The sequence below is a fragment of the Cupriavidus sp. CP313 genome (genome assembly GCF_054072015.1).
Genome location: NZ_JBSVZB010000014.1, coordinates 67,925 through 82,165, shown reverse-complemented (window position 1 = coordinate 82,165; position 14,241 = coordinate 67,925). Strand labels below are relative to the sequence as shown.

General features: G+C 64.8%; 10 protein-coding genes and 1 pseudogene. 6 read left to right on the top strand and 5 right to left on the bottom strand.

From position 1 onward, the window contains the following. Nucleotides 1-7 precede the first annotated feature (7 nt). Nucleotides 8-1,096 carry an alpha/beta hydrolase gene (locus ACW4E8_RS19670; RefSeq protein WP_456806053.1) on the top strand — a complete coding sequence of 363 codons (1,089 nt, stop codon included), beginning with the start codon at nucleotides 8-10 and terminating at the stop codon, nucleotides 1,094-1,096. A 5-nt stretch (nucleotides 1,097-1,101) separates the two neighbouring features. On the opposite strand, the pseudogene ACW4E8_RS19665 reads toward ACW4E8_RS19670, so the two are convergent. Further along, nucleotides 1,102-1,227, bottom strand: a pseudogene (locus tag ACW4E8_RS19665) (zinc ribbon domain-containing protein); the annotation flags it as partial. 170 nt (nucleotides 1,228-1,397) lie between these two features. On the opposite strand from ACW4E8_RS19665, the gene ACW4E8_RS19660 reads away from it, so the two are divergent. Continuing rightward, the gene (locus ACW4E8_RS19660; protein WP_456806052.1) at nucleotides 1,398-2,852 is read left to right on the top strand and encodes a PQQ-dependent sugar dehydrogenase; all 1,455 of its coding nucleotides are present in this window, start codon (nucleotides 1,398-1,400) and stop codon (nucleotides 2,850-2,852) included. A gap of 151 nt (nucleotides 2,853-3,003) precedes the next feature. Here the strand turns inward: ACW4E8_RS19660 and ACW4E8_RS19655 are convergent, their stop codons facing one another. The 4 genes from ACW4E8_RS19655 to ACW4E8_RS19640 all read right to left on the bottom strand — a co-directional run bounded on the left by ACW4E8_RS19655 (nucleotide 3,004) and on the right by ACW4E8_RS19640 (nucleotide 8,857). After that, nucleotides 3,004-4,044, bottom strand: coding sequence for a glucokinase (locus tag ACW4E8_RS19655; RefSeq protein WP_456806051.1), 1,041 nt, complete (start codon nucleotides 4,042-4,044; stop codon nucleotides 3,004-3,006). A 1-nt stretch (nucleotide 4,045) separates the two neighbouring features. Continuing rightward, entirely contained in the window at nucleotides 4,046-5,515 is a 1,470-nt protein-coding gene (gene zwf / locus ACW4E8_RS19650; protein ID WP_456806154.1) for a glucose-6-phosphate dehydrogenase, read from the bottom strand. A gap of 95 nt (nucleotides 5,516-5,610) precedes the next feature. Next, nucleotides 5,611-6,771, bottom strand: a complete 1,161-nt coding sequence (locus tag ACW4E8_RS19645; protein ID WP_456806050.1) for a porin — start codon at nucleotides 6,769-6,771, stop codon at nucleotides 5,611-5,613. A gap of 139 nt (nucleotides 6,772-6,910) precedes the next feature. Then, nucleotides 6,911-8,857, bottom strand: coding sequence for a cellulase family glycosylhydrolase (locus ACW4E8_RS19640; protein ID WP_456806049.1), 1,947 nt, complete (start codon nucleotides 8,855-8,857; stop codon nucleotides 6,911-6,913). Nucleotides 8,858-9,029: 172 nt separating this feature from the next. Between ACW4E8_RS19640 and ACW4E8_RS19635 the strand changes: the two genes are divergently transcribed. The 4 genes from ACW4E8_RS19635 to ACW4E8_RS19620 all read left to right on the top strand — a co-directional run bounded on the left by ACW4E8_RS19635 (nucleotide 9,030) and on the right by ACW4E8_RS19620 (nucleotide 14,208). Further along, nucleotides 9,030-9,644: a TetR/AcrR family transcriptional regulator gene (locus tag ACW4E8_RS19635; RefSeq protein WP_456806048.1), complete on the top strand. Its 615-nt coding sequence runs from the start codon at nucleotides 9,030-9,032 to the stop codon at nucleotides 9,642-9,644. A 123-nt stretch (nucleotides 9,645-9,767) separates the two neighbouring features. Next, nucleotides 9,768-11,270 (top strand): MFS transporter, encoded by a 1,503-nt coding sequence (locus ACW4E8_RS19630; RefSeq protein WP_456806047.1) that lies wholly within the window; start codon nucleotides 9,768-9,770, stop codon nucleotides 11,268-11,270. Between the two features lie 55 nt (nucleotides 11,271-11,325). Further along, nucleotides 11,326-12,861: a sulfatase family protein gene (locus ACW4E8_RS19625; RefSeq protein ID WP_456806046.1), complete on the top strand. Its 1,536-nt coding sequence runs from the start codon at nucleotides 11,326-11,328 to the stop codon at nucleotides 12,859-12,861. Nucleotides 12,862-12,978: 117 nt separating this feature from the next. Further along, a complete protein-coding gene (locus tag ACW4E8_RS19620) occupies nucleotides 12,979-14,208 on the top strand; it encodes a formylglycine-generating enzyme family protein (RefSeq protein ID WP_456806153.1) in 1,230 nt (409 codons plus the stop codon). Nucleotides 14,209-14,241 lie beyond the last annotated feature (33 nt).

The following is a 14,241-nucleotide window of genomic DNA, read 5'->3' as shown; positions in this document are numbered from 1 at the left end:
TGCTGACATGCTTCTTGATTTTCGTGCATTTCTTGCCTTGCCACTCATCTGCACAGTGGTCTTCAGCGGCAACGCCCTCTCTGCGCCGCGCGCAACAGTTGCGTCCGCGCCGCTTGTGCTCCAGGCCCAGGGCAGCTTCGCGGTCGGCGGCACCGTCGTGCGTAGCCCGGGTACCTACGAACTGGGTAAGGCCGGTCCTGACGGGCAGACGCTGCATGGTGACCATGCGCGCGTGGCTTACCAGATTCCCGTGAACCCGCGCAAGCTGCCCCTGGTGATGTGGCACGGCTTTGGCGAGTTTTCGAAGACGTGGGAGACCACCCCCGACGGTCGCGAAGGATTCCAGACGATATTTCTGCGCCGCCGCTTTCCGGTGTACCTGCTGGACCAACCGCGCCGGGGTGGCGCGGGCCGAAGCACCGTCGCCGCGCAAATCGCCGCCGAACCGGATGAACAACGCTGGTTCAACATGTTTCGTCTGGGCGCATGGCCGGACTTTTACCGCGGCGTGCAGTTCTCGAAGGATCCGGAGGCACTGAACCAGTTCTTCAGGCAAATGGTGCCGGATACCGGGCCGTTGGATAACCAGGTGGCTGTCGATGCCGTATCGGCACTCTTCCACCGTATCGGCCCCGGCATCCTGGTCACGCATTCCTACAGCGGCGGGCTGGGATGGCAAGCGGTCATGCGCAACCCGGCCATCCGCGCCGTGGTGTCCTACGAACCTGGCAGCGGCTTCGTGTTTCCGCAAGGTGAGGTGCCTGCGGCAATGCCAAGCCTCACCGGACCCTTGGCCGGCGTGGCGGTGACGATGGCCCGGTTCAAGTCGCTCACGCGCATTCCGATCGTCCTCTTCTACGGCGACAACATCCCGACGCAGCCTGGCGCGGACCCGGGGCTGGACAACTGGCGCGTGCGGCTAGCGATGGCAAAGCTGTGGGTCGATGCCGTCAATCGCCATGGCGGCGACGCCAGGCTTGTTCACTTGCCGGACATCGGAGTACGTGGGAACACGCATTTTCCGTTTTCGGACTTGAATAACTTGCAGGTGGCAGATCTGATGCAGGCGTTTCTGTCGGAGAAAGGGCTCGACTAAGGAAAGCAGTCAGTAATTTCCGAGTTGGTGAAACGTTCGTCCACTTCCTCGTACCACGCGCCATGCGCAATCGCCTTGTACGCGAGCATTGTGCGGAAGGATGACCAGCCTGCATCGAGGACGGACTTTGCCCGGTCCAGCAAGTGGACCACTGCATGCATCGCCGATGCCACGCGCATGACGTATCTTTTTGCAAAGGCGAGGCGCGGCTGCCGCCGGAAGGGCCCGGCAGGACTTGTGCCAGGGCCGTGGATCGGTTCTTGCATGGCAGGCTGTGCCCGAGCCGTGACAGGAGCGCGCCATGTCCGAAGCACTTCGATACTCGCTTTGCCGATTCTTCATCGCCTGCTGCCTGGGTATCGCAGCCTGCGGAGGGGGCGGGGGAGACGGGGGCAGTGACAGCGCCAGCGGCACCGGCACGCTGACGCTCTCCATCTCCGGCCTGCCGTCCGGGACGTCGGCGGCCATCACGGTATTGGGGCCCGGCCAGTTCCGCCAGACCGTGACCCAGTCGACCACGCTGTCCAACCTGGCTGCTGGCAGCTATACCGTCAGTGCCGCCAGCGTGCTGACGGGCAGCGCGCTCCTCAAGCCGCAGCCGCCTTCGCAGACCGTGGCGGTGACTGCGGGCGGCCGTGCTTTGGCAAGCGTAGCCTACGGTTCGCCGGAAACGTTGCAGTTGTCGCTGACGCAGGTTGCCGGCGGATTCTCCGCGCCTATCTTCCTGACAGCGCCCCTCGGCGATTCGCGCCTGTTCGTGGTCGAGCGCGCCGGCCGCATCCGGGTCGTGCGCAACGGCGCATTGGTCGCTACGCCGTTCCTCGATATCGCTGCGCTGACGACGACCGATGGCGAGCGCGGGCTGCTGTCGATGGCGTTCGATCCCAACTATGGGACCAACGGCCGCTTTTACGTCTATTACACCGACGCCAATGGGGCTATCACCATCGCCCGCTACAACGTGTCGGCCGCGAATCCGGATATCGCCGATGCATCGGGCACCGTGCTGCTGTCGATCCCGCACGGCACCTTCTCCAACCATAACGGCGGCCAGCTCGCGTTCGGCCCGGACGGCATGCTCTATATCGGCACGGGCGACGGCGGCGGCGGTGGCGATCCGTCGGGCAACGCCCAGAACGCGGGAACGCTGCTCGGCAAGATGCTGCGCATCGACGTCAGCGGCGCGTCCGGCTACGGCGTGCCTGCCGGCAATCCGTTCATCGGCCAGTCCGGCAGTCGCGGCGAAATCTGGGCCCTCGGCCTGCGCAACCCGTGGCGGTTTTCGTTCGACGCCGGCTTGTTGTATATCGCCGATGTCGGCCAGGACCAGCGCGAGGAAGTCGACGTGGCGCCGGCCACCAGCGCGGGCCTGAACTACGGCTGGAACCGGACCGAGGGCACCGCCTGCGTGGGTGCGGCCGCGTGCGACAAGGCCGGGCTGACCATGCCGGTCTTCGAATACGGCCATGAAGCGGGCGCTTGTGCCATCGTCGGCGGCTATGTGTACCGGGGCAGTGCCAATCCGGTGCTGCATGGGCGGTACTTCTATTCCGACCTTTGCACGGGCAAGCTGCTGAGTTTCATGGTCCGCGATGGCGTTGCCACTGAACAGGTCGACTGGAACGTCACGATCCCAGGCAGTGTGTTCTCCTTTGGCGTGGATGACGGGCAGGCGCTGTACGTGCTGGCCGATCCGGGCACGTCGGCGACGAGCGGGCGGGTGTATCGGATCGATGTGTCGGGCGGCACGCCGTAACGGCGTGGCCCGGGAGCACTGCGACTTCGGGCAGAGGGTCCAGACCGGATGAACGGCCGCGGGCGCTGCTACCGGAATGGCACATTGCCTGCCGGGCCAGCTCTCCTCTGAGCGCGCGGAGCTGGTCCAGTGGTGGTGTGCCTGGCCTCCGTCAACCTGGCAGCGTCTGTGCAAGCTGCGCCGACAATCCCGTCAGAGCCGGGAATGATGCATGAATCACGTAGACGGGGATCTCCTCCAGATAGGCACGCATGCGGCCCTTGTCCTCGAACCTGCGGCGGAACGCTGATCTCGCGAACATGTCCCTCAGGCGCGGCACGATGCCACCGCCCACATAGATGCCGCCCCGCGCCCCTATCGTCAGGGCCAGGTCTGCGGCCGCCGAGCCTAACATCGCGCAGAACATTGCCACGGCTCGCTGACAATCGGGGTCGGATCCCATGCGCGCATGTTCGGTGATCTCGGCAGGCGAAAGCTGACGCTTTCCCGGCCCGCGCACACGGATCGCGTCATGGATCAGCGCCAGCCCAGGACCGGAAAGCAGGCGCTCCGCGGACACGTGCCCGAAGCGCTCGCGCGCATACTGCCACACCCGCATCTCGTCTTCATCATTGGGAGAGAAGCTCGCGTGGCCGCCTTCTCCCGTTAACGCCATGTACGTGCCGTTGCAGGGTGTCAGGCCTGCCATACCCAACCCTGTGCCCGGGCCAAGCAATCCAACAGGGGATGGCGACTCGGCCGGCTTGCCGCCAACCTGCACCAGTTCCGCTGGCGTCAGGTAGGGCAGCGCATGCGCCAGCGCGGTGAAGTCGTTTGTCACCAGCAGGCGCTCGAACGAGAAGGCGGCGCGCAGCGCGTCAATGGAGAACGACCATTCGAGGTTCGTCATCTTTACATGGTCGCCCAGCACGGGCGTGGCGATGCCGATGGCAGCGTGGCGCACCTGCGGTCCGAGTGTTCCGAGTGTCGCCAGGTAGGCGCGCAGGGCCGCGTCGATGCCGTCATGGGCGGCGCAGTCAAGTATCCTGTGGTGCGCGAACACCCGTGGCGCCACTTCGATGGCGAATCGTGCATTGGTGCCGCCTACGTCGGCAACGAGACGCGGCGATGCAAATGACCTGGCTTGCCGTGCCAGGTTGCGCGTCAGCCCGGCGGGCTGGTCCGGTACGCGGTCATGGTGCGCTTCACGCATCTCACGCTTCCTCGTGCCACGCCACGCCGTCGCGCGAGAGCAGGGCGCTGGACGCCGCCGGTCCCCAGGTACCCGCGGTATATGGCTTGGGCGCCAGGTCGCCGGCAGACCAGGTCTGGAGAATGGGCTTCACCCAGTGCCACGCATGGGCTTGCTCATCGCGCCGGACGAAGAGGCCGAGGCGGCCGTGAATGGCGTCGAGCAGCAGGCGCTCGTAGGCATCCGCGCGGCGCTCGCTTGAGGAACTCGCAAGGTCAAGGTCGAGATAGGTCTCGCGCAGCGCGATGGTATCGCCGGGCGCTTTCGTGAAGAGGTAGAGGCGGATGCTTTCCTCGGGCTGCAGCGTGATCACCAGACGATTGCGGGCCGACAAGCCCGGCGGGCAGGGAAAGAGCTCGTGGGGCGCACGGTGGAAATGGATCACGATCTCAGCCAGGCGCGAAGCCATGCGCTTGCCGGTGCGAAGGTAGAAGGGGACGCCGGCCCAACGCCAGTTCGCGATGTCGGCCTTGATGGCGACGAAGGTCTCGGTCTGGCTGTGCACCGCGACGTCGGACTCGTCGCGATAGCCAGGCACCGGCCGGCCGTCGATCGCTCCCTGGCGGTACTGGCCCCGCACCGTTCTTTCGGCCACGCAGCGTGGGCTCATCGGCTTGAGTGCCTTGAGTACTTTGAGCTTCTCATCGCGAATGGCGTCGGCATCCAACGTTGCCGGCGGTTCCATGGCCACCATGCACAGCAGTTGCAGCAGGTGGCTCTGGAGCATGTCGCGTAGCGCGCCGGTGCGGTCATAGAAGGTCCCGCGTTGTTCGACGCCGAGTTCCTCCGCGATCGTGATCTGCACGTCGCGAACCCATTCCCTGCGCAAGAATGGCTCGAACAGAGTGTTGCCGAAGCGGATCGCCATCAGGTTCTGGACCGGCTCCTTGCCAAGGTAGTGGTCGATGCGGTAGATCTGATCCTCCTCGAAGAAGCGGGCCACTGCGTCATTGATTGCCTCGGATGACTCGAGATCATGGCCCAGCGGCTTCTCCAGCACGACACGCACGTTGCGCTTGTTCAGGCCTACCCGTGCGAGCTGCGCGCAGATCGGGGCAAACAGGTGTGGTGCGGTCGCCAGGTAGCAGACGACGACTTCTGATGCATGCCCGGACAGGCCTGCAGCCAGCGCCTCGAAGCCGCTGTCCTGCGTTGCGTCGACCTGGAGGTAGTCGAGGCGGTGCTGGAAGCTGTCCCAGTCAGCATCGGCTCTGCCGCCGGTGCCGGCCTCGCCCGCCTGCGCCATCTGCCTGCCGCGCGCTTCGAGCATGGCGATAAAGCCTGCGCGGTCGATCGGCTCGGTGCCGGTGGCGAGAATGCGGCCGCGAGCATGCAGGAGTCGGGCTCGATGCGCGTTGAAGAGCGCGGGAATGAGCTTGCGGCACGCAAGGTCTCCCGTGCCGCCGAAGATCACCAGATCGAATACGGGCATTGACAAGGCTTCACCGTGGATAGGTCGTGGATCACATCTGTTGCATATCCGCCGCAATGGGGACAGCCGCCCCCGGACGCAAGCGGACCAGGAGTTCAGAACTTCTTGCGGATGCCCACTGCGACGCCGAGCATGTCGTTCTTGCCCGAGCCGAGGAAGTAGCCGTTGACGAACCCGGTGGCGGAGGTGTCGAAATTCAGGCCGGCATTCTTTGCGTATGCGCTGGTCAGGTAGATGTCGGTCGTCTTCGACAGGTTGTAGTCGGCGATGAACAGGATCTGCCAGGGATTCCTGGTCCGGACGGCGGGAAGCCGGCCAAGGCTGATATTGGCAAGGCTGATGTCGTCATAGTAATAGGCCAGGGTGAAGCCCAGCGCCGCGGTGGCCTGATAGTTGACGCCGGCCCAGTAGAGATTGTCGTGCCAGAGCGTGGCACCGGAGCCGGTCTTGTCCATGCCCCAGCGATAGCCGGCCACGAGCTTGACGGCGCCGGTGGTGTAGCTGGCCCCGATGCCGGCGCGCTTGAAACTGCCGACGTCGTTGGACGCGGCCAGCGAAGGGTTGTACTGGTCATAGGCGACGCCGATGCCGTAGCGGCCGGCCTGGTAATTCAGCGCTGCGCCGTAGCCGGTGTCGCGGCGGAACTGACCCGGAGTTTCGCCCGCACCGAAGATGCCGTTGCCGAATGACCAGTGCGCAATCGCGGTCAGGCCGCCGAACTGGCCGGCGTACTTCGCCGTATTGTCGGAGCGGGAACTGAAGCCGCCGATGGCGCCGCCAGGCTCATACTGATTCGTGTAGAGGGCCGCGGTGAAGTTGGCCAGGCCGTCATAGATGGAGGAGGTCTGCCGGCCGAAGGTGATGCGCCCGTAGTCGCTGCTGGCGAGGCCGACCCAGGCCTGGCGCCCGAACATGCGGCCATTGAAGGCCAGCTTTCCGTCATCCGCGGTGAAGCCGTTTTCCAGCGTGAATACCGCCTTCAGTCCGCCGCCGAGGTCCTCAGTGCCGCGCACACCAAAGCGCGAGCCGGACAAACCGCCGGAACTCATCCGGACCACATCGTGCGCGGGACCCCGGGCGAAGCGGTTGGCCGCGGTGGGCGTAGTGCTCGAAAAATTGCTGACATACTCGATATTGACGTCGACCACGCCGTAAAGGGTGACGCCCGACTGTGCTTGGGCCGAGGCGCTGATCAGCGCCGCACTTGCGCACAAGATGGTCCTGGGCAGGCGTTGCTTCCGGTGAATCCTTTGCATTGCTCTCCTCCTTGCGTTATTGGGGGACGTTTTTTTATCAAGCGAAATGCGGCCGGCGCGAGTGCCTCGCGCCGGCCGGCCGGCTGCCGTCGTCCTGCCGGCCCGGCGCCGCATATTGCGGCCAAGTGTTGCGAGGCGCTTATTTGCGGCGGCATTCGATCCGCACGGTGCCGGAAGCACTGGCCCAGACGCGCGCGGATCCCATCCCCATGTCTTCCTCGTAGCGGAGCACCGGGCCATCGACCGAGATCGTGGCGCCATGCGGGAACTGCGCTGGCGGCAGCACGAGTTCGGTTGGTGCCGGTACCGTTGCATCGGCAGCGAATTCAACATGGAAGGTGCCGGAGCGACGATCGAACTGCATCGAGACCAGGCGCCCCTGCACCGCGGCAGCGTAGGGCCGGGCGAAGCCAGCCACGGCGCGGCCGCCGGCATACGGATCGGAAGGGTCGTCGGCCTGGTCGGCCGAGTAGATCGAGAAGTCTTCCTGGTTCCACTGGTCGCCGATGCGCAGGTCGTTCCGGTTGCCGGCCGTGTAGTTCCACTGGGTGGAGCTCAGCAGGAGGGCGTCCAGCGACTCATATATAAGCTCGAGCGCCTGGGTGTGCGGGCCGAACACATCCCGCTTGCCTGCCGCCCACTCAACATAGGCCTGGCCGTTGTCCAGGTCGTACGGAATGCCGAATTCCCCGATCAACGTGGGTGCGCCGCCGGGGAAGCCCTTCGCGGCCGCCTTCAATATGGCCAGTTGGCGTGTGTATCGCTCACGCAGGGCAGCAGCGCTATCGGCGCGCTCTCCCGTGAGAAAGTCGACGGATGCGTTGGGATCAAAGGTTTTGCCAAACAGCAGGGCCAGGTCGTACCAGTGGCTTGCGTTGACAGACTGCCCAGGCATGCCGGTGGGAAAGGCGCGGCCGGCGAGCGCCCCGGTCGGGTCCATCTGCGCCATCAGCAGCCAGTCTTCGCGGTGGCGGCGCACACGTGCGGCGGCCTCGGCGAAGAACGGCGAGAACACATCTTCTGCGAGGTCCAGGGCACGGCCGCTCATCGTCTTGAACGCGTCTTCCGCGAGCGGCACAAGGGCGCCATTCTGGACCCGGTAGATGCCGGCGCGTTCGAACGGGCACGCGGCATCAGGGAACCAGATGGAACGCCCGGCGGCATTGAGCAGGTGTGACGAGCCGGATTGGGAATGATCTGGCGTGGCGCCGAACGCAACCACCGGCACTTCCGTGGGTATGCCGCGCGCGATGGAAAGCGCGGCGAGCGGCGTGACCACGGGGCCGGGCAAACGCGGGCCGTCGGGCGCTGAAAGGGGCTGGCCCAGCCAGCCCAGTCCGGGTTCGTTGAGAATGTCGACGCCGATCACATGCGGCAATGCGCATACGCGGCGAGCCACTTGATCGACTGCATCGAAAAAGCGCCCCTGCAGGTAATCCTGGACGTTCTGCCCCTGGATGCGAAAGTCCGGCGTAAGCGCGCGGCCGGCCCAGAAGAGTGTCCACATGATGGCGTTGGCAGGCAGGCGGTAGTTGAGCGGCCAGCTCATCTGCGGGTAGCCGGGCTGGCGTGGATTCCCGTCGGCAAACCGGAAGCGGTGCTGCATCACGTGCGCGGCATCCGCGGCATCGAAAGCGCGGTAGTCCAGGCCCACGGCCTCGAAGGCCCAGCCTGGCGCGCCATCGCCCCCGCTCATCCTCGACCAGGCGTCCTGGTGGAAATCGATGAAGACATACAAGCCATGTTCCCCGGCTTTTCGGCAGACCTCGGCGAAGTAGGTGAGATAGTCCTCATCGTACTGGCCGGGGCCGGCGTGCTCTATCGCTTCCCATGTGGTGATCAGGCGCAGGCAGTTGAAGCCCCAGCGGCGGATGCGGGCCAAGTGCGAGTCCGCGTCCTGCAGCGGAAACGGCCGGCCGACGAAAGACACTTCGCGGTGATCGGAGAAGTCCGTGTGGTGATGCGTGCCGCCATTCGGGTAGGGAACCTTGCTGTCCCCGCCGAGGTTGACGCCGCGCAGCAGGATTTCCCTGCCGCATGTATCGACAAAGCGGTCCGACTGGGTGTGCAGGCGAGTCAGTGACATATAGCTCCAGAAAGGGAAGGTGGGAATATCGGGTCGTTCTGCGCGCGGCATGCTTCTACGCATCATGCCACATATTAACTGACGCGTAGGTTAGTATGTAGTCGAAAGAAGTGCACTCGGGGTTTACAATGGCATCCCGCTCACCAGCGGCGATCAATCCTGGAGACAATCGGTGAAACCGAAAAGAAGTAACGCACGCCGCACGTCAAATGCCGAGATGTCCGCGCAAACCAAAGCCCGCATTCTGACGGCGTCGGTGGAAAGCCTGGCGGAACTCGGCTATGCGGGCACGACGATGTCAGAGATCGCGGAGCGGGTCGGCCTGACTCGCGCAGCGCTGATTTACCACTTCGAGAGTAAGAACGCGATGATGGTGGCGGTGATGAATGCGCTCTATGACGAAATGGCCGTGCGATTCGCTGCAGCCGCTCCGGCGTTTCTGACGCCAAAGGACCGCTTGTTGGCCGTGCTCGATACAATGGGCAACCACGCTTCTTCGATCAATCAAATGGCGCTGATCGAACTGCTGCTTGCCGCGCGGCGCGATCCGGGATTCCGCGACGAGGTGGCGCCGCTGGTCGCGCGGCGCGAGGCAGCGTTCGACAAGGCATGGAGCGACCTGATCGGAAACTTCAAGACGGCGCCGCGCCTGGAAGTGTTGCGGGATCTGGCTGTGGCGGCGTTGCGTGGCTACACCATCGGCAAGTCGCTCAGCGACGACAACCCTCGCGTCGACCGCCAGTTCGCCGAACTGCGCAAGCTGTTCCTCGAAGCGGCTTCCGAATAGCAACTGGCGCTCCAGCCCGTGGCCCGGGCCTCAGTCACCTGCTTTCCGGATGGATTGCCCACCTCTCCCGCGGGATTTCCCTAGTTGATCCATTGAATTACTTACTAGATAGTAAGTAAAAATATGCGGCTGGCGTCGTTGGCGGCCGATGACAATGGAGACTTCCAGATGACCAACCCGTCCGGTTCCGCGCTTGTGCAACAGCAGGCATTGGAGAATGAGGCTGACCTGAGCGCGGGGGAGGCGGGCGGGGCTCGCCTGACCTGGCGGCACCGCTTCGGCTACGGCGCCGGGGACTTCGGCTGCAATCTCTACTGGCAGGCGATCACGCTGTTCCTGTACTTCTATTACACGGACGTGCTGGGCATCGAACCGGCAGTGGCAGGGTTGTCGGTCGCGATCGCGTCCATCTACGACGCCATCGCCGATCCCATCATGGGATCGATCGTTGATCGCGCTCGCGCCCGCCGCAAACAGTACCGCTCCTACATGTTGTTCGGGGCCGTGCCCCTGGCGCTCAGCTTTGCCGCCATGTTCTACGTGCCGCCGGTAGGCGCGACGGCGCTGGTCATCTATGCCACGCTGTCCCATATCGTGATGCGGACGTTCTACACGGTTGTCAATCTCCCGTATCTCTCCATGTCCGCGAGCATGACTTCCGATACCGCGGAACGCGCAACGCTTGCCGGCATACGCATGATGTTTGCCGCGGGAGCGGGCATGTTCATCGCGCTGTTCTTGCCGAAGGCCGTGTCTGCGCTGACGGGCCAGGTGGCGCAGCCCTATTTCATCGTGGCCCTGCCGATCGGGCTGCTGGCCACGCTGGCAATATTCTTCTGCGTGCGCCATAGCAGGGAGAGCCTGCCGGGCGTTCCCGACGGCGCGCCAACGCACGAGGCGTCCTCGCTGGTGGGCGGTACTGTGCGCGATTTCGTCAGGTTCTGGGGCACGCTGCGCCACAATGGTCCGCTGGTGCGCGTACTGGGTGCCATCGTGGTTGCCGCGGTGGCACTGACCATATTCTCCAAATGCCTCCTGTACTGGTTCAAGTACGGATTGCAGCGCCCCGATATGGCACCGGTCGCACTCATGCTCAGCGTGGTGATGCTGGTCCTGCTTGCGCCTGCCTGGGTGTGGGCGGCGCGGCGCTTTTCGAAGCGGGCCGCGTGGATGGCGGGGAGCGCCCTTGCCGCCGCCGGCTATCTCGGCTTCTGGCTCAACACCGAATCGTCCATGCTGGTCGTGCTGGGTTGGATTGCACTCATCGGCACAGGGACGGCCAGCTTCGCTATTAACTATTGGGCGATGCTGCCCGATACCGTCGAATTCAACGAGTGGAAGTTCGGCGAACGCAATGAAGCGAAGATCGCTGGATTCGCGGCTTTCTCGCACAAGGCAGCCCTGGCCGTCAACGCCGTGCTGCTCGGGCAGATCCTGCAATGGGCCGGCTTCGTGGCCAACCAGCCGCTGGACGCATCGACGCTCGCTTCCATCAAGGCGGCAATGTGCCTGATTCCGCTGGCCGGCGTGGTGTGTTCGGTCCTGCTTCTCTGGAAATATCCGATCACACCGGCGTTCCATCGCCGCATGGTCGAGGACATCGCCAGGCGCTGGCGGCATCAATAGCGCACACCTGTTGCCCACCGGCGAATCTGATTGATCAGCACAAACCCAATACCCTATGCGGCTACTCTACATTGATATCGACACCCTGCGGCCGGACCATCTTGGATGCTATGGCTACCATCGCAACACCAGCCCGAACATTGACAGGCTGGCCGCCGAAAGCATGCTGTTCCGCAATGTGCATGCCTCGGACACTCCGTGCCTGCCCAGCCGCACGGCGCTGCTGACTGGCCGCTTCGGCATACACAATGGCGTGGTCAATCATGGCGGAGTCGACGCGGACCCGGTGATCGGCGGCCCGGACCGGAAGTTCTGGTCGAACCTGCAACTGGAGAGCTTTCCGTTCCTGCTGCAGCAGGCAGGGCTGCGGACCGCCAGTATCAGCTCCTTTGCGCAGAGGCACTCCGCCTTCCAGTGGTATGCAGGGTTTGACGAGGCCTTCAACGTCGGCAAGTTCGGCCTCGAGACCGCGGACGAGGTCTTCGCGATCGCCTCGGACTGGCTGGCGCGGCACGGGGCGGAAGACAACTGGTTCCTGCACGTGCATATGTGGGACCCGCACACCCCCTACCGGGCCGCCGCGAAATATGGCGCGCCCTTTGCCGATGATCCGCTGCCGGCATGGCTGACCGAGGAGATTCGCGCGCGCCACTGGCAGGGCTGCGGCCCGCATGGTGCCCAGGAATGCACGGGCTTCGCGCCGCAGGAAGCGGCGCGTGCGTTCTTCCCCCGCCAGCCGCAGCAGATTCCCGACATGGCGGCAGCCCGTGCCATGTTTGATGGCTATGACACAGGAATTCTAGTGGCCGACGAATACGTCGGGAAACTATTGGACCAGCTTGCCCGGCTCGGCGTGAAGGGGGATACGGCGATCATGCTGTCCTCCGACCACGGCGAAACGCTGGGGGAGCTCGGCGTCTATGGGGATCACCAGACGGCGGACCAGTGCACGACGCAGGTCCCGCTGCTTCTCAAGTGGCCGGGACTCGAACCCGGGCGTGAGTATCAGGCTTTCCACTATCAGGTCGACGTGACCGCCACGGTGCTGGAACTGCTCGGCCAGGGCGTCCCGGCGAGCTGGGACGGCACATCGTTTGCCGCGAGCCTGAAGGCAGGTGCTGACGAGGGAAGGGATCATCTGATCCTTTCTCAAGGAGCGTGGACGTGCCAGCGCGCCGTCCGGTTTGGCGACTGGATCCTGATCTGCACCCTGCATGACGGCTACCATTTGTTCGACGACGTGATGTTGTTCGACCTGCACGCCGATCCGCATGAGCTGCACAACCTGGCCGGCGCGCGGCCGGAGATCGTGGAAGAGGGACTGACCCTGCTGCAGGGGTGGCTCGACAAGATGCTGCCGGATGCCGCGCGCGGGCGTGACCCCCTGCGCAATGTCGTTGCGGAAGGAGGGCCTTATCACGTGCGCGGAGAACTGCCTGCCTACCTGGATCGGCTGCGCGCGACGGGGCGCGGCGACAAGGCGGATGCCCTAGAGAAGAAATACGAGAGCGATCTGCAGCGCCCGGTGGAGGTCGGGCTGCCGTCGATCCCGAAACACGTGCTGCGCAGCCTGCAAGGCGCGCGGCGATAGGTTCCGCCGACTATATATGGCGTCGTTTGCGGGCGCGCATGATGCCGATTCCTTTGTCCTTCAGCAACATTAAGAGATAGCGGCGTGGGTAACTCGAAACATGGCGAATCGACCCTGATGAATGCCAGGGGCGCGCGTGCGGCGGTGCCGGCCTCGCGCCTGCGCAAGATTCTGCGCTGCGCGCTGCTGGTTGCCGGTCCTGTCGCGCTCGGGCTTACGTTGGCCTGGGCGACCCGCCCGGCCAGCGAGGCCCTCCGGGAGACCGGCGCGAAGGCGTCGCCGCGGGTCATTCTCGGCGACGGTGTTGCCGGTCCACTAAACATGGCCTGGATTCCTGGCGGAGAATTCCTGATGGGCAGCGACCACCCGCTCGCGCGGGACAGCGAACGCCCGGCGCACAAGGTGCACGTGGCCGGCTTCTGGATGGACCAGCATCACGTGACTAACGCCGAGTTCCGCGCATTCGTCGCGGCGACCAGTTATGTCACCACCGCCGAGAAGAAGCCGGACTGGGAGGCGCTGAAGGTCCAGGTGCCCGCTGGCACGCCACGCCCACCTGACAGTGCGCTGGTGCCGGGCGGCATGGTCTTCGTCGGCACTGACCGCGCGGTGCCGCTGCAGGACTATTCGCGCTGGTGGCGCTTCGTGCCGGGCGCGAACTGGCGTCATCCGAATGGCCCTGGCAGTTCGATCAACGGCAAGGACGACCATCCCGTGGTGCAGGTCTCCTATGAGGATGCGCAAGCCTATGCTGCCTGGGCGGGCAAGCGGCTGCCGACCGAAGCCGAATGGGAGTTTGCGGCGCGCGGCGGGCTGGAACAGGCGACCTATGCCTGGGGCGACCAGTTCGCGCCGGGCGGCAAGCAGATGGCCAACGTCTGGCAGGGCCAGCAGTCACAACCTTTCCCGGTGGCGAGCGCCAAGGCGGGCGGGGCACTCGGTACGAGTGCGGCCGGCACGTTTCCCGCAAACGGTTACGGACTCCGGGACATGACGGGAAATGCCTGGCAATGGGCCGGGGACTGGTACCGCAGCGACCAGTTCAAACGGGTTGCCGCCGCCGGCAAGGCGGAGGTCGATCCGCAGGGACCGCCGCACAGCTGGGATCCCTCCGAGCCTGGCGTTCCAGCGCGGGCGCCCAGGCGGGTGATACGTGGTGGCTCCTTCCTCTGCAACCAGGACTATTGCCTGAGCTATCGCCCCAGTGCCAGGCAGGGCGCGGATCCATATTCCAGCATGTCGCACCTGGGCTTCCGGCTGGTGATGGACCAGGACAAGTGGCAGGCAAGGCAGCAACAGCGGCGACCGGACAAAGCTGCCGTGCCTGGCGGTCAAGTCAGCGGCTAATCGGAAGGTGTCTGCGAGCGGGGAATGTGTGCA